The sequence below is a fragment of the Xanthomonas sp. CFBP 8151 genome (assembly GCF_011761885.1).
Lineage (GTDB): Bacteria > Pseudomonadota > Gammaproteobacteria > Xanthomonadales > Xanthomonadaceae > Xanthomonas > Xanthomonas arboricola_B.
Genome location: NZ_JAASQZ010000001.1, coordinates 1,805,261 through 1,828,013, shown reverse-complemented (window position 1 = coordinate 1,828,013; position 22,753 = coordinate 1,805,261). Strand labels below are relative to the sequence as shown.

Here is a 22,753-nt window from a genome sequence, read left to right as displayed (position 1 = left end):
GCGTGGCCTAGGACGGGATTGCTCTTAGAACCGCAACTCTCTCATCTAGCGCGTCGTTCCAGACTGACGAGAGGCGATCTTCAAACACTGCCCGGGCGTAGCGAACTGGCATCTGTGACTCTCGGGACCAACCGAAGAAGGCGCGCAACTTCTGCAGGGCTTCGTCCATCGAGTCCCCTTGCTGGAGCAATTGATTCAGCCGCACCACCGCGCACGTGTGGCGGAGGTCATGGGGTGTGACGGACTGTTTTCCGCTGCGGTCCTTCAATTCTTGGCGGATCGACGGTGGCAGGCAGGCGGATACTTTTGCGAACATCTTTGTCACTGATTCTGTCGACAACGGGCTGTTTTGCTGTGTGTTCAGCAGGAAGGCGTGACTTGGCTTTCCTCGATAGTTTTCGACGTAGGTTTGGATCAGCCCAGCGATCGCGTCACTCACCGGCAGTTGACGGACCGAACTCGCCGACTTGATGCTGGGCCTGGAGTACCTCGGATCATCATCGTCGTCGGAATATTGGCTTTCTTGCACGTTCAACCAGCAACGGGATCGCTGCTGTCTTTCATCAAAGGCGTTTTTGATCACGTCCGCGGTAAGGAGCAGTAACTCGCCGCGTCGAAGGCCTTGGTGGAGCATCAACAGGAAGGCCACGAAGGCGAGCCACCGGGTATGCCTGCGTGGAAAGGGATTGCTGGCAGATGATGGGTCCAGGACTTCGTATAACGCCTGGACTACGCTCGCCGGCAGCGATCGGACCTGATTCGTGTGCCTGCTTTGACGGATGTGCAGTTGCCTGTACAGATGGGACAAGCGATGCAATCGGGCCTCGATCTGTCGGAGGCGGTCGGTCGAGAGCGTTGTCTTGGACAACCAAGTAACGATCGACACGACGAATTCAAGCCCAGCTCGCCAGCGCGACTCGTCCGCTGGGCCCACGGAGGGTTGATTTCGGATCGATATGAACCAGGACTCCAGGATGTCGGCGAGCACGGCATCGTTCAGGCTGCCCAACGCGTCATCTAGCGCATGGCTGCCAAACAGACGGTCCGCATGACCGTACAGATTCTCGATGTACCGAAGTTTCTTGATCTGGCTGGATGCGGCGAGGTCGTGGTTGGCCATCAAAGCCCAAACGCCAGCCCAGTACCGTGGCAACCTTTGAACATCATCAATAAGCAAGGCACCGCGTAGCGAGCTTGGAACCAGAGGATCTGTGAGCAGGCAGAGCATAGGCAGATCCCAACAAGCCAAGCAACCTGATTTGTACCATTAATCCTGCTTACTGTTGCGGTCAAAAGGAGCTAAAAGCGGTCCTCCATGCAACACTAAGGGAAGTACCACTTTTTCGCATAATGTATATTATGTCAGAAGCAGATTGGCAGCCAACTACCTCAGAGCCCCATCGTCTTCCTGCAGCTCCCCCTTGAACGGCACATCCGGTGGCGGTCTGGCTGTTGCCGGCTGATCGTTGAGGTTTGGGTCGCTCAGGCCGCAGCCGCCGCCGAACTGCAGCAGCGACACCACGCAGCTTATCTTGGTGGTTGTGCCCGGGATCGGGATCTCGATCTTCTTCAGGCCGCGCCGTACCCATTCCTGCAGCAGCGACTGGTTCGGCATCCAGTACTTGTCCAGCGAGGTCGGCGTGTAGCCGTACGGCGGACGCTTGAGCCAGGTGCCGCCCTGGGCGATCTGGTCGCGGGTCCAGGTGTCCGTTTCGCTGCCCGGCGGTCCGCGGTCGCCGGCGCCGTTGCCGGCATCGCCGGCTCCGGCGGCGACGTGAACGCTGCCGTCTGCGTTGAACATGCCGTTGCGCGCTCCATCGGCGCCTGTGGTTTCACCGGCGCGATGACGGTCGGATTTGCTCCAGTCGTCTGCATTGGACGCAACATCCCAGCCGCCCCTGCGGTCTGCTGGCGCCGGGCCGGCATTACTGGTCGCCGGCTTGGTTGCGGCTGCCGCCGTGGTGCTGCTGGGTTGCGCCGATCGCGCCAAATTCGCCTGTGCCTGATTGGGCTGCGTGGACGCCGCCGATGGTTGCGTTGCCGCAGCTACCGACGTCGGCGCTGGAGTCGTCGGCGTCTGCTGGGCTGGCCCGGCCGGTGCCGGTTGGGGCGTCGGGTCCGGCACGCTTGGCAACTCGGCCGTTCGAATGGCCACGTCAGGCATGCGCACCGTCGGTGTGATCTGGCGGCTGCGCACCGACGGCGCAACGACCTGGGGCCGGTCCAGCACGACGATCTCCCGCTCGCGCACCGTCGGTGCGTTGGCAGTGCGCATCGCGACGGTCGCTGCGGGACGCTGCAATTCGCGCAGTTGCGGCTGCTCGGTCACGGTCTGGATATCGCGCTGGCGCACCTCGATCTGCGGCGCCACCGGCTCGACCGGACGCGGAGCCGCCGTAATCGTCGGCGGTGGCGGTACGACGAAGTCGTTCGTGGCCACCGGTGTTTCGGTGACCTGCAGCGGCGATTCGATCGTGACCGGCGGCACCTGTACGGTCACGCGTGGCACCTCTGGGGCCACCGGTTCGCTGGCAGCGGCAGCCACCGGTTCCGGTGCAATGTCCTGGGCCTGGGGAGCATTTGAAGGAGGATCGACGGACTCGACAGGCGCAGGCTCCGACGGCGCGGCGCTCGATACGTTTGGCCTGCCGGTCGCAGCGGATGCACCGGACGGCGGCGCCGAAGCCGCATCGCCCGAGGCGGCCTGCGCAGCGTCAGCGGGCTGCCCTTGCCCACCGCCCTGCTCTGCCGCACCGTCGCCGATGAAGGTCATGCGCACCCGCGATTCGTCGCCGGTCTTGGTGTCATCCGGCGCCCAGCGCACCGTGACGACCCAGATCAGCAGTGCGATGAAGCCAAGGTGGATCAACAGGCTGCCGAGCAGCGCCAGCCAGTGTTGCGGTCGCTGGTCTTTCGGCCGCGGCTCCCAGTGCTGCCACCACAGGCTGCGAAATGCCTGGAACGGCGACAACAGCAACGCCATGCCAGCACCTGCAGGCGGCGCTGGCCGTGCCAGCAGCACCCCCATCACCTGGTCATCGTCGAACGCAGCCGCCGGCCCGATGCGGCTGCTCATCCAGGTTGCCCAGCCGTAAGGTAGACCGGTACGCCGATCCAGGATGAGCTTGCCCGGCATGCGCGCGCGCAGTGCCTGCAGCAGATCGGCGGCCGTGGTCACCGGTGGCGCGGAATCAGGCCGCGCTGTCGCGCGGGATATACGGCGCGTCGCCGGTGGCGTGGTCGGTCGCGTCGCGCACCGCAATCACGCCGGGCACGCGCCCCATCAGGGTCTTCTCGATGCCCTGCTTCAAGGTCACATCGGCCATGCCGCAGCCATGGCAACCGCCACCGAAGCGCAGCAGCACGACCCCCTCTGCCGAGACCTCCTGCACTGCCACACGGCCTCCATGCGATGCCAGTTGCGGGTTGATCTCGTTCTCCACCACCCAGCGCACGCGCTCCACCATCGATGCGGAATCGGCCGGCGCTTCGCCCTTGATCTTGGGCGCCTTGATGGTGAGCTGCTGGTTGCCGGTGGACTGGGTGACGTAGTCGATCTCGGCGCCATCCACCCAGGGCACGCTGGCGGCGACGATATACAAGGTGAAGCCGTCGCAGTCGATCGCCCATTCGTCGCCGCTCAGGTCCGCCGGTTCGGCAAACTCGAGCCGGGCGTCGGCACGCGGGGTGCCCGCGTCCACCGCGCTCAGGCGCACGCCCATGCCAGGCACGCCTTCGCGTTCGATGAGCTTGCGGAAATAGCTTTGGGCTTTGTCGGATATCTGGATCATGCGGGTTATTCTACCGCTCAATGCGCCTGCGCTCATGGAACACCGTGATCCTGAGTGAACGCGCCGTCCGCCACCCCTGCGAGACCGTCATGACCGATCTGATTCCCCTGGAGCACGCCCATTGCTTGCCGCGCAAGGGCAGTGACCACAAGCTCGGCGACGCACGCCTGGCTGAATTGCTGCCGCAGGTACCGGGCTGGGAGCTGGCCGAAGTGGGCACCGCGATCACCCGCACATTCCGCTTTGCCGACTATTACCGCACGCTGGCCTTCGTCAACGCGCTGGCGTGGATCGCCCACCGCGAAGACCACCACCCCGACCTGGGCGTGCATTATGACCGCGTGGTGGTGCGCTATTCCACCCACGATGTCGGCGGATTGAGCGAAAACGACTTCATCTGTGCGGCCAAGGCCGCCCAGCTTTACGATCAAGGAGCCACCCCATGACCCTGTCTCGCGCTGCCCTCGCCGGCCTGTTCATTGCCGTCGGCATCAGCGGGTGTGGCAAGTCGTCGCAGCAGCCTGCCGCACCGGCGGTGGCACCGACCGAACTGGCCGCCTTGAAGACCCCCCCGCCGGAATACTCCCCGCAGCTGGCCTGTGCCGGCATCGGCGGCACCTCCGTGCTTCGGGTCGTGGTCGGTGTCGAAGGCACCCCGACCGAGGTCTCGGTATCGCAAAGCAGCGGTCAGCCGGTGCTGGACGAAGCAGCGCAAAAACGCGTGCGCGAGTGGAAATTCCGAGCCGCCACGCGCAATGGCCAGGCAGTGCCGCAGACGATCCAGGTGCCGGTCGCGTTCAAGCCACCGGTGCCGCGGCCGGACGAATGCTTTGCCATCGAAGAGCGTGCGCGTCGGGGCGGATAAGAGCGGCTAACAAAACGTAGCGAGCGGTCGTCAGCCGGGTGCGGACAGCGCACAGGCGCCGGAATGCACGAGTGGTACACGCCGATTCCGAGCACCGGTCGCGCCCGACTGACGGCGTCGCGGTAGTTTTTAAGCCGCTCTAAGCCGCCTTCGACGCATTGCGCGAAGAGCGGCCGCGGCAACTCGCCGGCGCGCAGCGCTGGGCGCGACGAACAGCCCGCATCAACTCCGGGTACCAGTGCGCTTGCGTGGTGGCAGCGTGCACTTGCCGTGGTTGTCGCGTTAGACACCACGCGTTCGTCATCCAGGCATGGCCATCCTGCAGCCGCAGTGTGGTGATGCAAAGAGTGCGCAGCAGCAGTCGCCACGCCCCCTGCCGGGTAGGCTCTATTCCACGAGGTCGTGCGTCACATGCTCGAAGTGTCATCCCACAATGTCTGGACCGCATTTGCGGTCACGCTGGCCGCTGGCCTGGCGACCGGACTCGGCAGTCTGATGGTCGTGTTCTCCAAGAAGCCCAACCCGCGCCTGCTGGCGTTCGGGCTGGCATTCGCGGGCGGCGCGATGGTGTACGTGTCGCTGTCGGAGATTCTCAACAAGTCGATCGCCTCGTTTTCCATCGCCTACAACGACAAGCTCGGCTTCACCTTCGGCACACTGGCGTTTCTGGCCGGCATGCTGTTGATCATGGTGATCGACCGCCTGGTGCCCAACCCGCACCAGAGCCTGTCCAGCGACGATCCGCTGTTCCGCGACGACAACCGTGCCTATATCCGCCGGGTCGGCCTGATGACTGCCATCGCCATCACCGCGCACAACTTCCCCGAGGGCCTGGCGACCTTCTTCGCCACACTGGAAAGCCCCGCAGTCGGCATGCCGCTCGCGTTCGCCATCGCCATCCACAACATTCCCGAGGGCATCGCCATTGCGGTGCCGGTGTACTTCGCCACGCGCAACAAGTTCTATGCCTTCGGCGCCAGCCTGCTCAGTGGACTGGCCGAGCCGATCGGCGCCGGCATCGGCTACCTGGCCTTGTCCAGCGTGCTGTCCGAAGCGGTGTTCGGCACGGTCTTCGGCCTGATTTCCGGGGTGATGGTGTTCCTGGCGCTGGACGAGTTGTTGCCGGCGGCCAAGCGCTACGCGCAGGGCCACGAGACGGTCTATGGCCTGGTGGCCGGCATGGGCACGCTGGCGATCAGCCTGGTGTTGTTCCGCTTCGCCACGCCGTAGCGCCCGGCCGAGCCGCGGCCGCCGACACGACGACGCCAGCACCGCCCGGGTACGCCGGCAACGTCCTGGCGGCTTCAATCGGAATGGAAGCGTCGCCGCAGCGCAACGGCGGCCTTAGCGCCCCAGCCGGTCCAATGCCTCGGCCAGCTCCGGCGCCAGCGGTGCGCTCAGCACATAGGGCGTCTTGCCGGCATCCAGCGTGAATTCCAGCGAAGCGGCGTGCAGGAACAGGCGCTTCAGGCCGAGCTGGTCGCGCAGGCGCTTGTTGACCTCCGCTTCGCCATACTTGTCGTCGCCAGCCACCGGGTGCCCCAGGTGCTGGGCGTGCACGCGGATCTGGTGGGTGCGGCCGGTTTCGATGCGGACTTCGCAATAGGAGTGCCCGCCGCGTCGCTCCAGCAGCTTGAAGTGGCTCAGCGAGGGCTTGCCGATCGCATTGACCTGCACATGCCGCTCGCCGCCCTGGCGCAGCCCGATATGCAGCGGCGCATCGACCGTCATTACGCCGTCCGGCATGCGGCCGACCAGCAGGGTCAGATAGCGCTTGGTGATGCCGCGACCGTCGACACGGTCGTCCTCCCGCATCAAGGCCTGCAGTTCGGTCAGCGCCGAACGTTTCTTCGCCACGATCAGCAGGCCGGAGGTATCGCGGTCGAGCCGGTGCACCAGTTCCAGGGTCTGGTTCGGTCGCAGGGCGCGCAGGGTTTCGATGGCGCCGAAGCTGATCCCGCTGCCGCCATGGCTGGCGACTCCGGACGGTTTGTTGAGCGCCAGCAGGCGCGCGTCTTCGAACACGATTGCCGCTTCCAGCCGCGCCAGGAACGACGACGGTGGCGCCGCCTTGTCGCCCTCTTCGGCAACGCGCACCGGCGGAATCCGCACTTCCTCGCCGCCCTCGAGCTTGCGCTCGGCCTTGGCCCGCCCGCCATTCACCCGCACCTGGCCGCTGCGCACCAGCTTGTAGATCAGGCTGCGCGGCGCGCCCTTGAGCTGACCGAGCAGGAAATTGTCCAGCCGCTGCCCAGCACGGTCTTCCGGAACTTTGAGAATGCGCACACCCACACGGTCGGTGGGCGGCTTGGGGGGCTGGTGGTCGGTCATCCGGCTCTTTATTCTGTTACACTCGGCGAGCGAGATAAGGGTTTGATTTCGTTGGAAGTTGATTGGCCAGAAGCCTGCCTTCCGATGATTCCGGCACAGTGCGCGACCACCGCCCCCGGGGCGGCCATGTTAGCGGCTCACCGGCCTACCCGGCCATCGCCGGCGGTTTCCAACCGTCGCGCTGAACATGTCCCGTGCGCTGCCCCGGTCCGTCCGGACGCGGCTGCCGGCCCTGAAACACCTATAAAACTTAAGACAAGCGCTCCCGCGGCCTGCCGTGGTGTTGTAGCGCTGGAAACCCTGGTCAGGCCTGTCCGCGCGTTGCGCGAAGGGCCGACAAGCTGTTCCAGAGGCGAAACGTCACGGCGTTCCGCGCGGTAGAGCGCGAGAGGAACGCAACAATGAAGCGAATGCTGATCAACGCAACGCAGGCCGAAGAGCTGCGCGTGGCGATTGTGGACGGCCAGACCCTGTACGACATCGACATCGAACAGCCGTCCAAGGAACAAAAGAAGTCCAACATCTACAAGGGCCGTATCACCCGGCTCGAGCCCTCCCTGGAGGCGGCGTTCGTGGACTATGGCGCCGAGCGCCATGGCTTCCTGCCGCTGAAGGAAATCTCCCGCGATTATTTCCAGGCTGGCGTCGACCACAACAAGTCGACCATCCGCGAGCTACTTCGCGAGGGTCAGGAAATCGTGGTGCAGGTCGACAAGGAAGAACGTGGCAACAAGGGCGCCGCCCTGACCACGTTCATCTCGCTGGCCGGCCGCTACATGGTGCTGATGCCCAATTCGCCCAGCGCCGGTGGCGTCTCGCGCCGGATCGAAGGCGAGGACCGTGCCGCGCTGAAGGAAGCGCTGGACAAGCTCGACATCCCCGACGACATGGGCGTGATCATCCGCACCGCCGGTGTCGGCCGTGACGCCGAAGAACTGCAGTGGGATCTGGACTATCTGCTGCAGACCTGGAAGGCGATCGCCGAGGCGGCGCTGAGCAAGCCGGCCGCGTTCCTGATCTACCAGGAATCGCGCCTGATCATCCGCGCCCTGCGCGACTACCTGCGCGCCGACATCGGCGAAATCCTGGTCGACACGCCGGAGCTGTATGCCGACGCCCAGGAGTTCATGCAGCAGGTGATGCCGCAGAGCCTGCGCAAGCTCAAGCACTACACCGACGACATCCCGTTGTTTAACCGCTTCCAGATCGAATCGCAGATCGAAGGCGCCTACGAGCGCAACGTGCGTCTGCCGTCGGGCGGCTCGATCGTGGTCGACCAGACCGAAGCGCTGACCGCCGTGGACGTGAACTCCTCGCGCGCCACCAAGGGCAGCGACATCGAAGAAACCGCCTTCCAGACCAATCTGGAAGCGGCCGAGGAAGTGGCCCGCCAGCTGCGCCTGCGCGACCTGGGCGGCCTGGTGGTGATCGACTTCATCGACATGGCCTCGACCAAGCACCAGCGCGAAGTCGAAAACAAACTGCAGAACGCGCTCAAGTACGACCGCGCACGCGTGCAGCTGGGCCGCATCTCGCGCTTCGGCCTGATGGAAATGAGCCGCCAGCGTCTGCGTCCGAGCCTGGGCGAATCCAGCCAGATCGTGTGCCCGCGTTGCGATGGCCATGGCCGCATGCGCAGCGTCGAGTCGCTGTCGCTGTCGATCATCCGCGTGGCCGAAGAGCACGCCATGAAGGAAAACACCGGACAGGTGCTGGTCCAGGCCCCGGTGGAGATCGCCAACTATCTGCTCAACGAAAAGCGCAGCGCGCTGCGTGAGATCGAACAGCGCCACGAGTCGCCGATCATCATCGTCGCCGACGAACAGCTGCACACCCCGCACTACGAAGTCACGCGTCTGCGTGAGAACGAGCTGGGCGAAGACAGCGGCAAGCCGAGCTACCAGCGCGGCACCCCGCGCAAGTTGCCGGTGCATGCGCTGACCAAGGCACAGTTGAACATCCCCGCTGCGCCGGCAGTGACCTCGATCAAGCCCAGCCAGCCGGCTCCGCTGCGGGAAGAGGCCCCTGCCCCGGTCGCCGCAGCAGCACCTGCACCGGCTCCGGTCGCGCCACTGCCGCTTCCCGCGCCGGTGACCGGCGTGGTCGGCTGGCTGAAGCGCATCTTCGGTGGCGTCGAGCCGGTTGCGCCTGCGCCCGAGTCGACCCAGCGTCCGCGTCAGAACGATGCCGGCCGCAGCAACCGCAACGAGCGTAGCGATCGCGGCGGCCAGCGTCGCGACGGCCGTGATGCCCGCAATGGTGGCAACGGCGGCAATCAGCACCGCGGCAATGGCGGCAACGGCAATGGCGCCAACAAGGAGCGTCGTGACGAGCGTCGCCAGCCGGCCAATGGGCAGGCTGCGCAAAACGGCGGTCAGGCGCAGCAGGTGCAGGTGCCCAAGCCGCCGCGCAGCGAGGCACAGCAACAAGCCAAGCAGCCGCAGCAGGCCCAGCAGCAGAAGCAGAAGCCGCAGAACCAGCCACCGCGCCCGCCGCGTGCAGCTGCCCAGCCGCAGGACGGCGCGCCGTCCGAGCGGCAGCAGCGCCCTACGCGTCAGGAAGAAGGAACTGCCTCGGCACAGACGCTGACGTCCACCGCTTCAACCGCAACGACTGCAACCGTGGTCGCGGCGATTGCCGACACCGCAGCACCGGCAACGCCGGCTGCGGCAGCTGCGGTCACTCCGGCACACCCGGTCGAGGTCATCGTGACCGAGTCACAGGCCGATCGCGGTACCGACGCAAATGCTGAGGGTCAGGCGCCGGAGGCAGCAGGCGATGATGCGGCAAATGGCGAAGGCGGCAGCCGTCGTCGTCGCGGTCGTCGCGGTGGCCGTCGTCGTCGTCGCGGCGCTGGTGCAAACGGTGAAGGCGGGACTGGCGTCGATGGTCTGGAGACGGACGATCTGGACGGCGATGCCGAGAGCGATCTCGATGGCGACAACGAGAGCGACGATGCCGGTGCGCAAGCCCACACGTCGGCTGCCCCGCGCGCCGGTCAACCGGAGTTCGACTTCGACGACGACGCGAGCACGCCTGCGGTATCGGCACGCGCCAAGCCGGAATCCAGCACCCGGGCCGCAGTGAAGCCGCGCCCGGTGCCGAAGGAACGGGCGGAAGCGCCGCTGGCGGCCGACACGACGTCGACCACGGCGCCGGTTTCCAATGCCACCCCGTCGTTCGAGCAGCAGGCTGCGACTCCGGCAGTCACTGCAGTCGAGCAGGCACGCGGCGATGTATCACCGGCGGCTTCTTCGGCACCAGTTGCAACCACCGCATCGGCCAGCAACACGGCGCCAGCTGCATCGGCAGCGACTGCGCAGGCTTCTGCCGCTGCGCCGACTGCTTCGCAAGCGCCTCAGGCTCCGGATGTTGCGCAGCAATCGGCCACCTCGCCGGCTCAGGCGCCGGTTGCCGCTGCGGCTCCATCCGCTGCCTCTACACCGGTTGCTGCCTCTGCTCCGGTCGCAACGCCAGCCGCGGCTCCTGCAGCTCGGCCGGTCGAGCGTGCTGCTCCTTCGGCCGCGCGTTCGCCCGAGCCGGCTGTGCAATCAGCGCCGGTGCCGTCGGCATCCGCCGACATTGCAGCGCCTGCAGTTGCTCGGCAGGAACAGGCAGCACCGGTTGCCGCCGCGGCGGCAACGCAAGCTGATACGGTGAAAACCGACGCAGCGCCGGCAGCCGTCAGTGTGCCCACGCCGCTCGCTGCTGCGCCGTCCAGCGCGCAGGCGGACGTCGTGACATCCAAGCCGCCGCATGCCGAGCGGTCAGCGCCGGCAAGCCCGGCAGCCGATGTTGCTGCGACGTCCACCGCCACGGTGCCGCAGACCTCGCCGTCTGCCGACGCTGCGCCGGCACGCAAGCCCTACGCCCCTGTGCAGACCACGCTGCTTGACGCATTCGCTCCGGCCGACGCAACAGCAGCGACTACGGCTGCGACACCGCCGCAGGCCGAAGCGCCGGTGCCGTACAAGGCGCCTGAGCGGCCGGCAGCGGTCGCGCCCGCGCTGTCTGCAGACGCCAACGAGCAGACTGCCGACAAGCCGAAGCCGACGGTCGTCGTGTCCGAGGCAACGAAGCCGGCAGATGCAGCGCGCAATGGCGATGACGCGCAGGAGCAGCAGGACGACACCAACAAGCCGCGTGGCGATCACTGATCGTTGTCTAGCCGGTTGAACCCGCCTGCGTGAATCCAGGCGGGTAGTGTCAAACAAGGCGGCCTTCGGGCCGCCTTGTTTTTGTGTGCGGCAGTGTCATGCCGATACTAGATGACCAGGTTCTGACTGCTGCATCTGCAAGATCGAACCCGAGGGCGTGGCTTACAAAGTGCGCGCCGGATCGGTCAGGCCGTACTGATTGGCCAGACGCGCCAATGCGATGTTGTCCTGGATACCGACCTTCTCGAACAGGCGCGCCTTGTGCGTGTTGATGGTCTTGGCACTGAGGTTCAGGCGTTTAGCGATATCTTCCTGGCGCAAGCCCTGGGTCAGCAACAGCGCCACTTCGAGCTCGCGCGGCGATAGCGCGTCGAAGGGCGAGCTGCCCCCTTCCAGGTTGGACAGGGCCAGATTCTGCGCAATGGTGTTGCCGAGATAGCGCCGGCCCAGTGCGACTTCGCGCACTGCGCGCAGCAACTCCTGCGCATCGCCGCCCTTGCCGACATACCCCGATGCGCCGGCTTCGAGCAGGCGCTTGGGCAATGGGCCATCTTCCAGCACCGACACGATGATGACGCGGGTGCCGTAATCGCCTTTGACGATGCGCTCGGTGATCTCCAGACCGCTGACACCTGGCAGGTGCAGATCGCACAGCACGATCTCGGGCTTGAGCTGACGAATTTGCGGCAAGGCCGCCTCCCCGCTCTCCGCTTCTCCCACCACATCGATGTCCACTTCCTTGGACAGGATCATCTTCATGCCGGTACGCACTAGTGCATGATCGTCGATCAGAAAAACTCTGATGGTCATCCTTGTTGTCCTCGCTGTGCGGCTGGCTGGTGCAGCCTATCTCCGTGAATAATTCAGGGCAAGCTCGATGCAACGTATTACGTCTGAGTCAGAGCGCGAAAGCACCCTGCTGCCACGTGTCGTGGTAGGCATTGGATGCGCTATCGCGGCATGACCGGATGATGCGAGCGCTCCAGATACGCGAACATCGGGCAATTCACGCGCGCTCGGTCAGATTTTTCCTGCTTCGGTACTGGGCGCGCCGTCCACCAACGGCCGCAATTGCGCATCCAGTGCAACGCGTTCGTCGAACACGAAGCAGCGGCCGTCGTAGCCTTCGCCGCCGACTTCTTCGAAATAGCCGAGGATGCCGCCCTCGAGCTGCAGCACGTTGTACATGCCATCGGCCTGCATCCATAGCGCAGCTTTCTCGCAACGAATGCCTCCGGTGCAGAAGCTCACCACGGTGGCGTCGGCCAACGCCGCGCGATGTGCTTCCAGCGCAGCCGGCAGGTCGGTGAACTTGTCGATCGGCAGCGTCAACGCTCCCTGGAACGTGCCGTACGCCACTTCCTGGGCATTGCGCGTGTCCAGCAGCACCAGCGGGCGGCCACGATCGTCGTGCCCTGCCCGTATCCATTCGCGCAGCGTGGCAGGCGTCACCGCCGGCGCACGGCTCTGCAGCGGCGAGGCATCGTCGCGGCGAAAGCTGATGATCTCCGGCTTGACCTTCACCTTGAGCCGCGCGAACGGCTGCAGCGCGCTCAGGCTGTACTTGACGCGCATCTGCGCAAAGCGCGCATCGGCCTGCAGCCACGCATAGAAGGCGTCGATCTGCTCGGCTTCGCCGGCCAGAAACAGGTTGATCCCCTCTTCGGCCACCAGCACCGATCCTTTTAAGGCTTGCTGCCCGGCGTGTGCCAGGACGCTGTCGGCGAGCGACTGCGGGTCCTGGATGGTGACGAATTGGTAGGCAGCGGTATTGGTGATCATGCGGCCATTTTAAGCCGATGCGGCCGCAGGTGCGATCAGCCGCGCAACAGCAGGAACGGCAACAGGACCAGCGAGGCGACAACCAGCATGCCGACCAACGTGGCGATCACGAACAGCGGCCGCTTGCGCAGCAGCGCGCCGAAGGTTTCGGCCGTGCCGGCAGCGAGCGCATCCCGGTGTTGCGCTCGCGCGAGGGCGCCACGCCGGGCCTGATACGCGTCCATCAGCGCCTTGGCGCGCGGGTAATCGGCATCGTCGCTGAGCCAGATACCGCCGGCGGAGATGCCCCAGTTGCTGGGCCGGGTTTCGTAGATCTGCACCAGATGCTCGCGCATCAGCGCCCGCACCTCGTCGGCTTCGTCATCGGGAACATTGCGCAGATTGAGCAGCAGCTTGGCCATGGGCGCGATGATACCGGGAGCCAGGTGCGATAATGGCGCACTCTCTTTGCTGGACCACCCCATGCGCCTTCTGTTGACGCTTTGTGCTGCCCTGCTGCTCGCGGGCTGTGCGCCTGCCCTGCCGCCGTCCGGCGGCACCATCGCCACGTTCGAGCGAATCGACCGCAAGGTCGGCACCGGTGCCGAAGCCACAGCGGGCGCGATGGTCACCGTGCACTACACCGGCTGGCTGTACGACGAAAAAGCCGCCGACAAGCACGGCAAGAAGTTCGACAGCTCGCTCGACCGCGCCGAGCCGTTCCAGTTCGTGCTGGGCGGCCATCAGGTGATCCGCGGCTGGGACGAAGGCGTGGCCGGCATGCGCGTGGGCGGCAAGCGCAGCTTGATGATTCCGCCCGCGTACGGCTATGGCGACAATGGCGCAGGCGGGGTGATCCCGCCCGGCGCATCGCTGGTGTTCGATGTGGAATTGCTCGGCGTGCAGCCGCGCTGAAGGTCTGAGCAATGACGGATGCGAGCAAGCGGCGGCTGGCCGTCATCGGTGGTGGGCCGGCCGGGCTGATGGCGGCAGAGGCGGCATGTGCGGCGGGCCTTGCGGTCGACCTGTACGAAGCCAAAGGTTCGGTGGGGCGCAAGTTCCTGATCGCCGGCAAGGGTGGCTTGAACCTCACCCACTCCGATCCGATGCCGTTGTTTGCGCAGCGCTATCGCGAGCGCAGCGAGGCCGTCGCATCGTGGCTGCAGCAGTTCGATGCGGACGCGCTGCGCGCCTGGGCGCGCGATCTCGGCGTGGAGACCTATGTCGGCAGCTCGGGGCGCGTGTTCCCGATGGATCGCAAGGCCGCGCCGCTGCTGCGCGGCTGGGTGCGCCGACTCAAGGAACAAGGCGTCGCGTTTCATGTGCAGCATCGCTGGCTTGGCTGGGGCGATGACGGTGCGCTGCGTTTCCATTCGCCCACCGGTGATGTCGAACGCACCGCAGATGCCGTGGTGCTGGCGCTCGGTGGCGGCAGCTGGCCGCAGCTCGGCTCCGATGGTCTCTGGCAAGGCGTGCTGCAGGAACGCGGCATTGCGGTGGCGCCGCTGGTGCCGGCCAACTGCGGCTTCGACATCGCCTGGAGCACGCATTTTGTGCAGCGGCATGCCGGTGCGCCGCTCAAGCCCGTGGTCGCGCACTGGCAGGATGGCAGCGGCACACCGCAGCAGTTGCAGGGCGAGTGCGTTGCGACGTCCACCGGCATCGAGGGCAGCCTGATCTATGCGCTGGCTGCGGATCTGCGCGCGCAGATCGATGCCGATGGCGTCGCAGAGCTTGGCCTGGACCTGCTTCCGGGACGCTCGCTGGAACGCGTCAGCGCCGAACTGGAAAAACCGCGCAAGGGACGCAGTTTCAGCGAGCATCTGCGCCGGCAGGTGGGTATCGACGGCGTCAAGGCCGCCTTGCTCTACGAACATCTCGGCAAACAGGCGGGCAGCGATCTCGCGCTGCTGGCGCGTACGCTCAAACGCTTGCCGTTACGCCTGTTGCGGGCGCGACCGCTTGCCGAGGCGATCAGCTCGGCCGGTGGCGTGCAGCTGGAGGCGCTGGATGCGCAGCTGATGGCGCGCTCCCAGCCTGGCGTGTTCTGCGCCGGCGAGATGCTCGACTGGGAAGCGCCGACCGGCGGCTATCTGCTGACCGCCTGCTTCGCCAGCGGATTACGCGCCGCGCATGGCGCGGTGCAGTGGTTGCAGCAGAACGGCCGCGCTACAGACGATCGCTGACCGCCTCGCGCGGCCACACCGATTTGACGTCGTAAATCACCGCACCCGGTTTGCCCAGGGCTGCGATGCGCCGGGTGTCGTAGTCGCGGTACTGCGCATGCGCGACTGCCAGCACAACGGCGTCATACGCGCCTTCGTCCGCAACCTCGCACAACTGCACGCCGGCATGATGCAGCGCTTCTGCAGGGTCGGCCCACGGGTCGCAGGTGTCGACCTGCACGCCCGCGGCTTGCAGCAGCTGCACCAGCTCCAGCGCTCGGCTGTTGCGCAGGTCCGGGCAGTTCTCCTTGAAGGTGGCGCCCAGCACCAGCACCCTGGCCTGCGCGAGCACCACGCCACGCGTGGCCAGCATGCCGCAGACGCGCTCGGCCACGTGCCGGCCGACGCGGTTGTTGACCTGGCGCGCGGTGTGGATCAGGTCCGGGTGATAGCCCACGCTTTCGGACTTGTGCATCAGGTAATACGGATCCACCCCGATGCAGTGACCACCGACCAGGCCGGGACGGAACGGCAGGAAATTCCACTTGGTTCCGGCAGCCTCCAGCACATCCAGCGTGTCGATGCCCAGCTTGTCGAAGATCAAGGCCAGCTCGTTGACCAGCGCGATATTGACGTCGCGCTGGATGTTTTCCACCACCTTGGCGGCCTCGGCCACGCGCATCGACGGCGCCCGCCAGGTGCCGGCGGTGATGATGCTGGTGTACAACGCGTCGACCGCATCGGCGGCTTCTGCGGTGGAGCCTGACGTGATCTTGCGGATATCGCGCAAACGCCGCTGGCGGTCACCCGGATTGACACGCTCGGGGCTGTAGCCACAGAAGAAGTCGTCGTTGAAACGCAGCCCCGATGCGGCTTCGAGCAAGGGCACGCAGACTTCTTCGGTGGTGCCCGGATAGACGGTGGATTCGTAGATCACCAGGTCGCCGGGCTTGAGCGCAGCGGCGATCAGCGTGGTGGCACCGCGCAGCGGTTCCAGGTCGGGCTGCTCGAAGCTGTCGATCGGCGTCGGCACGGTGACGATGAAGATGCTGCATGTAGCCAGGTCCGCAGCGTTCGCGGTGTAGCGCAACCGGGTGGCGGCAGCCAGCTCGGTGTCGTCCAGCTCCAGCGTGGCGTCGTGGCCGTCGCACAGTTGCCCGACCCGCTGCGCATCGATGTCAAAGCCCAACGTATCGCGTTGCTCGCCGAATGCAACGGCCAGCGGTAAGCCGACATAGCCCAACCCAATCACGGCGATGCGGGCCTGCAGCGGAGCGAGTAGCGTGGTGCGGGACATGCGGCTTCCTTCAATCGTGCGCAGCCGGTTGCTGCGCGCCTGCGCGGTGGGAGCATAGCGCAGGCAGCCATCCGGCCATCAGTGCGGCAGGCCTGCGACGCAGCGATTCACAATCGGTGCGTAATCAGGCACGCTATCGCAATGCCCGGGTGGCGAAACTGGTAGACGCAAGGGACTTAAAATCCCTCAGCTGCAAGGCTATGCGGGTTCGATTCCCGCCCCGGGCACGTTCTCACGGCGCTGCAAGTCGCGCAACGCCACCAACGCGCCAACAAGTCTCGCGCGCTACGCCGTCGCAACTATCTCGCATGGCGATCCATGCCGCTTCTGCCTCGTGTATTGCAAATGCGTGGCGCGTCCTCAGGCAAATCCTCCGCTTCGTACATCACCGCAACCGTCAATGCATCAAAGGCTGAGGTGGAGGGCCGCGGGCGGATCAGGCATCAACGCTACGGGTGATGTCGACGGTGACACCAAGACCTGGTCTAACCAAGATGGAGCGGCACGCCCCTCCTCGCATAGCGAATGCAGGCACTCGGCTTTTGCAATGTCTCCTAACAGCATTGATCGCAGTACCAACACATTGCCCCGCGCAACGATGCGATCTTGCCTGCGGCAGAAACGGCGCATTCAGCGCACTGAACAATCGCGCCAGGTACGCGGTCCAGCGTCAGCGGGAAGAAAACAAGCACTTGCCTTCAAGAGCAACGTCAGACAGCAGCATCGACCCATAAAAAAACCTCGTATATCGCTAGATATACGAGGTTTGAATTTGGAGCGGGAAACGAGACTCGAACTCGCGACCTCAACCTTGGCAAGGTTGCGCTCTACCAACTGAGCTATTCCCGCGTGGAGCAAAATTGTACAGCTTGTTACTTCGTTGCGCCAGTCCTGTCGCCGTTGCCGACGCATGAAACAACGCATGCAATGTGGAGGCCTGGGCCGGAATTGAACCGGCGTACGCGGATTTGCAGTCCGCTGCATAACCACTCTACCACCAGGCCGAAACATCAAACCCAAGGCATCCTGCCTTGAAACAACGAGACCTCCGGCAAGGGGCCTTGTCTACATCTGGAGCGGGAAACGAGACTCGAACTCGCGACCTCAACCTTGGCAAGGTTGCGCTCTACCAACTGAGCTATTCCCGCTTGGGAGGCGAAATTCTACAGCGAACAGCATCGCTGTCAACTATTGCTTTCGACTTTTTTCGGTTTGCTGGTGATCGCGGCTTTTTCGTCGGCGCGCAGGCTCGGCCAGGCGGCCTGCAGGTACTGGAATCCGGACCACAGCGTCAGCAATGCGGCGATCGCCAGCGTCCAGTAACCGGCGCGGAAGATCAGGTTGCCGAACCAGATTTGGTGTGTGGGCATCTGCCCCGGCGTCACCGAATACAGCAGGCAGAGCAGCGCGACCATCTGTGCGGTGGTCTTGACCTTGCCGATCACCGCCACCCGTACCTTGGCACGCTGGCCGATTTCGGCCATCCATTCCCGCAACGCCGACACTGCGATTTCGCGGCCGACGATGACCGCCGCCCAGAACGCCATCCACGGTGTGGGGTGGCCCTGTACGATCAGGAACAATGCCACTGCAACCATCAACTTGTCGGCCACCGGGTCCAGGAATGCGCCGAAGGCCGAATACTGGTGATAACGCCGCGCGACCCAGCCGTCCAGCCAGTCGGTGATGGCGGCCAGCGCGAACACACCGGCGGAGGCGAAATTGGTCCAGGTGTACGGCAGGTAGAACACCACGACCAACACCGGGATCATCACGATCCTCAGCAGTGTCAGCCACGTGGGGATGGTCAACTTCATTACGGACTCGACTCGCCTGCCGCATCGGGAAGCGCCAGCCCGTGCAGGTTAGCGTAGATTCGCGCGGCAAGTGCGGCATTGACGCCCTCCACCCGCGCAATCTCGGCCTCGCCGGCGGCCTTGAGCCCGACCAGGCCACCGAAATGCTTGAGCAGGCTCGCGCGCCGGCGCGGACCGATGCCGGGGATATCCTCCAGCTTGCTGGTCATGCGCGCCTTCTGGCGGCGCCCGCGGTGACCGGTGATCGCAAAGCGGTGCGCTTCGTCGCGCACCTGCTGGATGAACTGCAGTGCCGGCGATGCCGCGCCCGGGCGCAGTTCGCGGCCGTCGGCCATGATCAGCGCCTCGTGCCCTGCCCTGCGCTCCTCGCCCTTGGCCACGCCGACCAGCAGCACATTCTCGATGCCCAGATCTGCCAGCGCCCCCTTTGCCTGCGTCAGCTGACCGGCGCCGCCGTCGATCAGCAACACATCCGGCAGCACGCCGTTTTCTTCCACCGCGCGTCGAAAACGTCGTTCGATGGCCTGGCGCATTGCGGCGTAGTCGTCTCCCGGCGTGATCCCGGAAATATTGAAGCGTCGGTATTGGCCGCGCACCGGCCCGTTGGCATCGAACACCACGCACGAGGCCACCGTCGCCTCGCCCATGGTGTGGCTGATGTCGAAGCACTCCACCCGCCTGACCTGCTCTGCCAGCCCTAGCATCTCGCGCAATGCCTCGCTGCGTGCGTGCTGCGCGCTCTGGCTGGTGAGTTCGGTGACCAGGGTCAGCTGTGCATTGCGTGTCGCCAGCAGCAGATAGCCGGCACGCTCGCCGCGCACGTTCCACTTCAACGTCACCTTGTATTCGGCGGCGGTGCCGAGTGCGGCTTCAATCAGCTCAGCATCGGGAATTTCCCGATCGAGCAGGATCTCGCGCGGCGGCGAATGTTCTGCGTAGTACTGCGACACGAACGCAGCCAGGATTTCGGCAGCGCTGTCTTCGCCATTGGTCTTGGGAAAGAACGAGCGCGTGCCCAGGTTGCGGCCGTCGCGGAAACTCAGCAGCAGCACACAGGCCTGACTGGCTTGCGTGGCGCAGGCCAGCACGTCCAGATCCGCCGCGCGGCCGTCCACGTACTGGCGGTTCTGCATGCTGCGCAGCGAGGACAGCAGATCGCGCAGGCGTGCGGCACGCTCGAATTCCAGCGCCTCGCTGGCCTGCTGCATCGACTGCATGATCTCTTCGCCGAGCTGGTCGCTCTTGCCTTCCAGAAACATGGTGGCGCGGCGTACCGATTCGGCGTAGTCGGGCGCGGCGACCAGCTCCACGCAGGGCGCGCTGCAGCGGCCGATCTGGTATTGCAGGCACGGCCGCGAGCGGTTGCGGAACACGCTGTCTTCGCAACTGCGCAGCTTGAACAGCTTGTGCATCAGGCTCAGCGTTTCGCGCACGCCGGTAACGCCGGTGTACGGGCCGAAGTAGCGCCCCTGCACGGCGCGCGGGCCACGGTGCAAGGCGATGCGCGGCCACTGCTCGCGCGTCAGCAGCACGTAGGGATAACTCTTGTCGTCGCGCAGCGACACGTTGTAGCGCGGCGACAGCGACTTGATCAGCTGGTTTTCCAACAGCAGCGCTTCGGCTTCGCTGCGGGTCACGGTGACGTCCATCCGCGCGACTTGCGACAGCATCGAGGTCAGACGCGCATTCTTCGGTGTGCCGTTGAAATAGCTGCCCACGCGCTTGCGCAACGCACCGGCCTTGCCGACATACAGCAGGGTGTCGTCGCCCGCGTACATGCGGTAGACGCCGGGCGCGGTGCTCAATTGCGCAGCAAACGCTTTTCCATCGAAATCGGATTGGAGCCTTGCGTTCATGCTTCTATCGAAACATCGCGCAGTTCGCCGCTCGCCAGGTCATAGCGCAGCACGGCATGGGCATCGGTCTCGGCAATCCACACCGCACCGGCGGCGACCGCCAGTCCGGCCGGGCCATGCAGGCGACGTGGCAGCGCGACCGTGGTCAGTTCGCCGCCGCCCAGACGCAGGCAGCGCAGGCGGCCGTTGCCGGTGTCGGCAATCCACAGCACCGGCGACTCGGCAGCCAGCGCGATGGCTTGCGGAAACTGCAGGCGCGCAGTGCCGCGCGGGCCGTCCTCGTCGCCGAACTGCCAGGTGCCCTGGCCGCCGACCAGGGTCTGTACCAGATCGCCGCGCAATTGCATGGTGCGGATCGACGAGCCCAGGCCATCGCAGATGTAGGCCACCTGCTGCACTGCTGCCAATCCGGCCGGCTGCGCGAACGCGGCCAGATGCCCGCTGCCGTCGCGAATCTCGAGCGCGCCGGTACCGGCGAGCGCGCTCAGTGCGGCGCTGCCCAGGTGATAGCTCCAGATGCGGTTGTCGCCTGCCATGGCGATCAACACCTGATTGTCGGCAACGGCCAGGCCTTGCGGGTAGTTCAACGCCGAGGCGCCGGCGAATGCCAGCGACCCCTCGACCGGCTCGCCGGAACGACCGGTGCCGCACAAGGTGTCGACCTGCCCGCTGCGCAGGTTGATGCGGCGCAGGGCATGATTGCCGGTGTCGGCGACATACAGCTGGTCACGCTCCAGCGCTAGGCCTTGCGGGCGCCGGAACGCCGCTTCACCGACGCCACCATCGATGAAGTCCGCGTTGCCATGGCCGAACTGGCGCAGCACGCGGCCGCCATGCGTGCATTCGAGCACGCGGTGATGTCCGGTGTCGGCGATGTACAGACGGTCCTCGGTGGCGGCAAGACCGGTTGGAAACCGCAGCTCCAGGCGCGGCTCGGGATCGCGCTCGACCACCGCCTGGAGATCGGCATCCGATGGCGGCTGCTGGCCTTCGCACAGTGCGACCAGCGCCTTGTCGAGATCGCCGGTCACCCCGACCAGACGCTGACGTTCACGGCCATAGGCATCGAGCAGCACCAGCGTGGGCCAGGATTCGACGCCGAAACGACGCCAGCTCTCCCAATCCCTGTCGAGCAAAATGGGCGCACTGACACCATGACCGCGGAGCTGCTTGAGCGCACGTTGCGGCTCGCGTTCGCTGTCGAAGCGCGGCACCTGCACCACGATCACCTGCAGCCGGCCGGGGCTGCGTGCCTGCCAATGCGCCAGCTCGGCCAGGCGCTCGGCGCACCACACCGAGCTGGCGTTGACGAATGCCAGCACCAGCGCCCGCCCGCGATGCTCCTGCAGGGTGGATGGCCTGGCATTGAGCCAGGTAGGAAATTCCGGCAATTCCTGGGTGAGCTGGGCAGTCATGGCGTAATTATGCCCAAGCCCGATTAGCCGCGGGTGAGTCTGGCCACGGTCTGGCGCGCAGCGGTATCGACCAGCTGCCAGGCCCTCTCGAAATCATCCATGCCCCCGCTATAAGGGTCGGGGATGTCGTCGCGCTCTTCCACTCCCGCCCAGGGCAGCCACAGCGCGATCCGGTCGCGCAGCGGCGCCGGGGCGAGGCGTTGCAGATCGCGCAGATTGCTGGCATCGGCGCATAGCAGCCAGTCGAAGTGTTCGACGTCTGCGGCACGCACCTGGCGAGCGCGCAATCCGGAGATGTCAACGCCATGGCCGTTTGCACAGCCAATTGCGCGCGGATCGGGTGGATCGCCGGCATGCCAGTCGCCGGTGCCGGCCGAATCGACCTCGATCCGGCGCGACAACCGTGCCGCGTCCAGCCGCGCACGCAAGGCGCCCTCGCCCATCGGCGAGCGGCAAATATTGCCCAGGCACACGATCAGTACCCTCATGCCGCTGCCGCGCGCGTTTGCGCGCGCGCCAGATCGTCCGGCGTATCGATGCCCGGCGGGAACTGTTCGGGCGTCAACGCTACCGCGATGCGGTAGCCGGCCTCCATCACGCGCAATTGTTCCAGCGACTCGATACGCTCCAGCATGCCGGACGGCATTGCGGCAAAGCGCTGCAGAAACCCTGCGCGGTAGGCGTAGATTCCGATATGGCGCAACCATTGCCCATCACCGGGCAAGCTGTCGCGCTGACTGGCAAAGCTGTCGCGATGCCAGGGAATCGGCGCGCGGCTGAAATACAAGGCGTCGCCACCTGCGCTACGCACCAGCTTGACCACATTCGGATCGAACAGCTCGTGCGCGCTGTCGACCTGCGCGGCCAGCGTGGCCATTTCGGCGCCGGAGTGCAGCAGCAGTTCGGCCACCGCACGGATACCGGCTGCGGGCGCGAACGGCTCGTCGCCCTGCAGGTTCACCACGCAGGTGTCGGCCTCCCAGCCGGCGATCCGTGCGCATTCGGCAAGCCGATCGGTCCCCGATATGTGTTCGTCGCTGGTCGTCGCCACGTGCACGCCGGACACGCCTCCGATCACCTCGGCAATGCGCGCATCGTCGGTGGCCACCCAGACCTCGCGCGCACCGGCCAGCAGCGCCCGCTCAGCGACATGCTGAATCATCGGGCGATCGCCGATCAGTTGCAGCGGCTTGCCCGGCAAGCGCGTTGAGGCGTATCGCGCGGGAATGGCGACGACGAAATCTGCAGGCGTTGAGGTGGTCATGCGTGCGCGCTCTGGAAAGCAGGAAGAGTTGAAG

General features: G+C 65.6%; 19 protein-coding genes, 4 tRNA genes and 1 other RNA gene. 7 read left to right on the top strand and 17 right to left on the bottom strand.

The features are described 5' to 3' along the window. Positions 1 to 7 precede the first annotated feature (7 nt). The 3 genes from FHT08_RS07770 to FHT08_RS07760 form a co-directional block, all read right to left on the bottom strand. Positions 8 to 1,228 carry a site-specific integrase gene (locus FHT08_RS07770; protein ID WP_033837295.1) on the bottom strand — a complete coding sequence of 407 codons (1,221 nt, stop codon included), beginning with the start codon at positions 1,226 to 1,228 and terminating at the stop codon, positions 8 to 10. A gap of 156 nt (positions 1,229 to 1,384) precedes the next feature. Further along, positions 1,385 to 3,178, bottom strand: coding sequence for a transmembrane repetitive protein (locus tag FHT08_RS07765; RefSeq protein ID WP_166774731.1), 1,794 nt, complete (start codon positions 3,176 to 3,178; stop codon positions 1,385 to 1,387). A gap of 13 nt (positions 3,179 to 3,191) precedes the next feature. After that, entirely contained in the window at positions 3,192 to 3,791 is a 600-nt protein-coding gene (locus tag FHT08_RS07760) for an NfuA family Fe-S biogenesis protein (protein ID WP_104537339.1), read from the bottom strand. An 89-nt stretch (positions 3,792 to 3,880) separates the two neighbouring features. Here FHT08_RS07760 and FHT08_RS07755 point away from each other — a divergent pair, with 89 nt between their 5' ends. Further along, positions 3,881 to 4,237, top strand: a complete 357-nt coding sequence (locus FHT08_RS07755; protein WP_104537888.1) for a 4a-hydroxytetrahydrobiopterin dehydratase — start codon at positions 3,881 to 3,883, stop codon at positions 4,235 to 4,237. After that, positions 4,234 to 4,656: an energy transducer TonB gene (locus FHT08_RS07750; protein ID WP_104537338.1), complete on the top strand. Its 423-nt coding sequence runs from the start codon at positions 4,234 to 4,236 to the stop codon at positions 4,654 to 4,656. The genes FHT08_RS07755 and FHT08_RS07750 overlap by 4 nt, the downstream gene beginning before the upstream one ends. A gap of 4 nt (positions 4,657 to 4,660) precedes the next feature. On the opposite strand, the gene FHT08_RS07745 is transcribed toward FHT08_RS07750, so the two are convergent. Then, positions 4,661 to 4,736, bottom strand: a non-coding RNA gene (locus FHT08_RS07745) — sX9 sRNA. 331 nt (positions 4,737 to 5,067) lie between these two features. On the opposite strand from FHT08_RS07745, the gene zupT reads away from it, so the two are divergent. Next, a complete protein-coding gene (gene zupT / locus FHT08_RS07740; protein ID WP_104537337.1) occupies positions 5,068 to 5,886 on the top strand; it encodes a zinc transporter ZupT in 819 nt (272 codons plus the stop codon). Between the two features lie 114 nt (positions 5,887 to 6,000). Here zupT and FHT08_RS07735 read toward each other — a convergent pair whose 3' ends face one another. After that, positions 6,001 to 6,987 (bottom strand): RluA family pseudouridine synthase, encoded by a 987-nt coding sequence (locus FHT08_RS07735; protein WP_104604630.1) that lies wholly within the window; start codon positions 6,985 to 6,987, stop codon positions 6,001 to 6,003. A gap of 410 nt (positions 6,988 to 7,397) precedes the next feature. Between FHT08_RS07735 and FHT08_RS07730 the strand changes: the two genes are divergently transcribed. Next, on the top strand, positions 7,398 to 11,144 hold the full coding sequence (locus tag FHT08_RS07730; protein WP_166774793.1) for an Rne/Rng family ribonuclease: 3,747 nt from the start codon (positions 7,398 to 7,400) through the stop codon (positions 11,142 to 11,144). A 162-nt stretch (positions 11,145 to 11,306) separates the two neighbouring features. Here FHT08_RS07730 and FHT08_RS07725 read toward each other — a convergent pair whose 3' ends face one another. The 3 genes from FHT08_RS07725 to FHT08_RS07715 form a co-directional block, all read right to left on the bottom strand. Further along, a complete protein-coding gene (locus tag FHT08_RS07725; RefSeq protein WP_016904564.1) occupies positions 11,307 to 11,954 on the bottom strand; it encodes a response regulator in 648 nt (215 codons plus the stop codon). 210 nt (positions 11,955 to 12,164) lie between these two features. After that, positions 12,165 to 12,926, bottom strand: coding sequence for a sulfurtransferase (locus FHT08_RS07720; RefSeq protein ID WP_166774730.1), 762 nt, complete (start codon positions 12,924 to 12,926; stop codon positions 12,165 to 12,167). A 35-nt stretch (positions 12,927 to 12,961) separates the two neighbouring features. Further along, positions 12,962 to 13,327: a DUF6164 family protein gene (locus FHT08_RS07715; RefSeq protein ID WP_104537333.1), complete on the bottom strand. Its 366-nt coding sequence runs from the start codon at positions 13,325 to 13,327 to the stop codon at positions 12,962 to 12,964. Positions 13,328 to 13,388: 61 nt separating this feature from the next. Between FHT08_RS07715 and FHT08_RS07710 the strand changes: the two genes are divergently transcribed. Beyond that, a complete protein-coding gene (locus FHT08_RS07710; protein WP_104537332.1) occupies positions 13,389 to 13,820 on the top strand; it encodes an FKBP-type peptidyl-prolyl cis-trans isomerase in 432 nt (143 codons plus the stop codon). Between the two features lie 11 nt (positions 13,821 to 13,831). After that, the gene (locus FHT08_RS07705; protein ID WP_104537331.1) at positions 13,832 to 15,091 is read left to right on the top strand and encodes a TIGR03862 family flavoprotein; all 1,260 of its coding nucleotides are present in this window, start codon (positions 13,832 to 13,834) and stop codon (positions 15,089 to 15,091) included. Here the strand turns inward: FHT08_RS07705 and FHT08_RS07700 are convergent. Then, positions 15,075 to 16,367, bottom strand: a complete 1,293-nt coding sequence (locus tag FHT08_RS07700) for a nucleotide sugar dehydrogenase (protein WP_104537330.1) — start codon at positions 16,365 to 16,367, stop codon at positions 15,075 to 15,077. The two genes, FHT08_RS07705 and FHT08_RS07700, sit on opposite strands and share 17 nt — an antisense overlap. A gap of 143 nt (positions 16,368 to 16,510) precedes the next feature. Here FHT08_RS07700 and FHT08_RS07695 point away from each other — a divergent pair. Beyond that, positions 16,511 to 16,594: transfer RNA gene (locus tag FHT08_RS07695), tRNA-Leu, on the top strand. A 546-nt stretch (positions 16,595 to 17,140) separates the two neighbouring features. Here FHT08_RS07695 and FHT08_RS07690 read toward each other — a convergent pair. From FHT08_RS07690 to kdsB, 8 genes are all read right to left on the bottom strand, one after another. Next, positions 17,141 to 17,216 (bottom strand) — tRNA-Gly (locus FHT08_RS07690). Positions 17,217 to 17,297: 81 nt separating this feature from the next. After that, positions 17,298 to 17,371, bottom strand: a tRNA-Cys gene (locus tag FHT08_RS07685). A 68-nt stretch (positions 17,372 to 17,439) separates the two neighbouring features. Next, positions 17,440 to 17,515: transfer RNA gene (locus FHT08_RS07680), tRNA-Gly, on the bottom strand. Positions 17,516 to 17,551: 36 nt separating this feature from the next. Further along, positions 17,552 to 18,184 (bottom strand): CDP-diacylglycerol--glycerol-3-phosphate 3-phosphatidyltransferase, encoded by a 633-nt coding sequence (gene pgsA, locus FHT08_RS07675; protein WP_104537329.1) that lies wholly within the window; start codon positions 18,182 to 18,184, stop codon positions 17,552 to 17,554. Further along, a complete protein-coding gene (gene uvrC / locus FHT08_RS07670; protein WP_166774729.1) occupies positions 18,184 to 20,040 on the bottom strand; it encodes an excinuclease ABC subunit UvrC in 1,857 nt (618 codons plus the stop codon). Before uvrC ends, pgsA begins: the two co-directional genes overlap by 1 nt. Next, entirely contained in the window at positions 20,037 to 21,455 is a 1,419-nt protein-coding gene (locus tag FHT08_RS07665) for a hypothetical protein (protein ID WP_166774728.1), read from the bottom strand. The genes uvrC and FHT08_RS07665 overlap by 4 nt, the downstream gene beginning before the upstream one ends. A gap of 23 nt (positions 21,456 to 21,478) precedes the next feature. After that, the gene (locus tag FHT08_RS07660) at positions 21,479 to 21,943 is read right to left on the bottom strand and encodes a low molecular weight protein-tyrosine-phosphatase (protein ID WP_104537326.1); all 465 of its coding nucleotides are present in this window, start codon (positions 21,941 to 21,943) and stop codon (positions 21,479 to 21,481) included. After that, entirely contained in the window at positions 21,940 to 22,719 is a 780-nt protein-coding gene (gene kdsB, locus FHT08_RS07655; RefSeq protein WP_166774727.1) for a 3-deoxy-manno-octulosonate cytidylyltransferase, read from the bottom strand. The genes FHT08_RS07660 and kdsB overlap by 4 nt, the downstream gene beginning before the upstream one ends. Positions 22,720 to 22,753 lie beyond the last annotated feature (34 nt).

What these genes read in the sequence shown, in the direction of transcription:
- FHT08_RS07770 (WP_033837295.1), bottom strand. Translation starts at nt 1,228, where the DNA reads ATGCTCTGCCTGCTCACAGATCCTCTGGTTCCAAGCTCGCTACGCGGT.
- FHT08_RS07760 (WP_104537339.1), bottom strand. Translation starts at nt 3,791, where the DNA reads ATGATCCAGATATCCGACAAAGCCCAAAGCTATTTCCGCAAGCTCATC.
- FHT08_RS07755 (WP_104537888.1), top strand. Translation starts at nt 3,881, where the DNA reads ATGACCGATCTGATTCCCCTGGAGCACGCCCATTGCTTGCCGCGCAAG.
- FHT08_RS07750 (WP_104537338.1), top strand. Translation starts at nt 4,234, where the DNA reads ATGACCCTGTCTCGCGCTGCCCTCGCCGGCCTGTTCATTGCCGTCGGC.
- zupT (WP_104537337.1), top strand. Translation starts at nt 5,068, where the DNA reads ATGCTCGAAGTGTCATCCCACAATGTCTGGACCGCATTTGCGGTCACG.
- FHT08_RS07735 (WP_104604630.1), bottom strand. Translation starts at nt 6,987, where the DNA reads ATGACCGACCACCAGCCCCCCAAGCCGCCCACCGACCGTGTGGGTGTG.
- FHT08_RS07730 (WP_166774793.1), top strand. Translation starts at nt 7,398, where the DNA reads ATGCTGATCAACGCAACGCAGGCCGAAGAGCTGCGCGTGGCGATTGTG.
- FHT08_RS07725 (WP_016904564.1), bottom strand. Translation starts at nt 11,954, where the DNA reads ATGACCATCAGAGTTTTTCTGATCGACGATCATGCACTAGTGCGTACC.
- FHT08_RS07720 (WP_166774730.1), bottom strand. Translation starts at nt 12,926, where the DNA reads ATGATCACCAATACCGCTGCCTACCAATTCGTCACCATCCAGGACCCG.
- FHT08_RS07715 (WP_104537333.1), bottom strand. Translation starts at nt 13,327, where the DNA reads ATGGCCAAGCTGCTGCTCAATCTGCGCAATGTTCCCGATGACGAAGCC.
- FHT08_RS07710 (WP_104537332.1), top strand. Translation starts at nt 13,389, where the DNA reads ATGCGCCTTCTGTTGACGCTTTGTGCTGCCCTGCTGCTCGCGGGCTGT.
- FHT08_RS07705 (WP_104537331.1), top strand. Translation starts at nt 13,832, where the DNA reads ATGACGGATGCGAGCAAGCGGCGGCTGGCCGTCATCGGTGGTGGGCCG.
- FHT08_RS07700 (WP_104537330.1), bottom strand. Translation starts at nt 16,367, where the DNA reads ATGTCCCGCACCACGCTACTCGCTCCGCTGCAGGCCCGCATCGCCGTG.
- pgsA (WP_104537329.1), bottom strand. Translation starts at nt 18,184, where the DNA reads ATGAAGTTGACCATCCCCACGTGGCTGACACTGCTGAGGATCGTGATG.
- uvrC (WP_166774729.1), bottom strand. Translation starts at nt 20,040, where the DNA reads ATGAACGCAAGGCTCCAATCCGATTTCGATGGAAAAGCGTTTGCTGCG.
- FHT08_RS07665 (WP_166774728.1), bottom strand. Translation starts at nt 21,455, where the DNA reads ATGACTGCCCAGCTCACCCAGGAATTGCCGGAATTTCCTACCTGGCTC.
- FHT08_RS07660 (WP_104537326.1), bottom strand. Translation starts at nt 21,943, where the DNA reads ATGAGGGTACTGATCGTGTGCCTGGGCAATATTTGCCGCTCGCCGATG.
- kdsB (WP_166774727.1), bottom strand. Translation starts at nt 22,719, where the DNA reads ATGACCACCTCAACGCCTGCAGATTTCGTCGTCGCCATTCCCGCGCGA.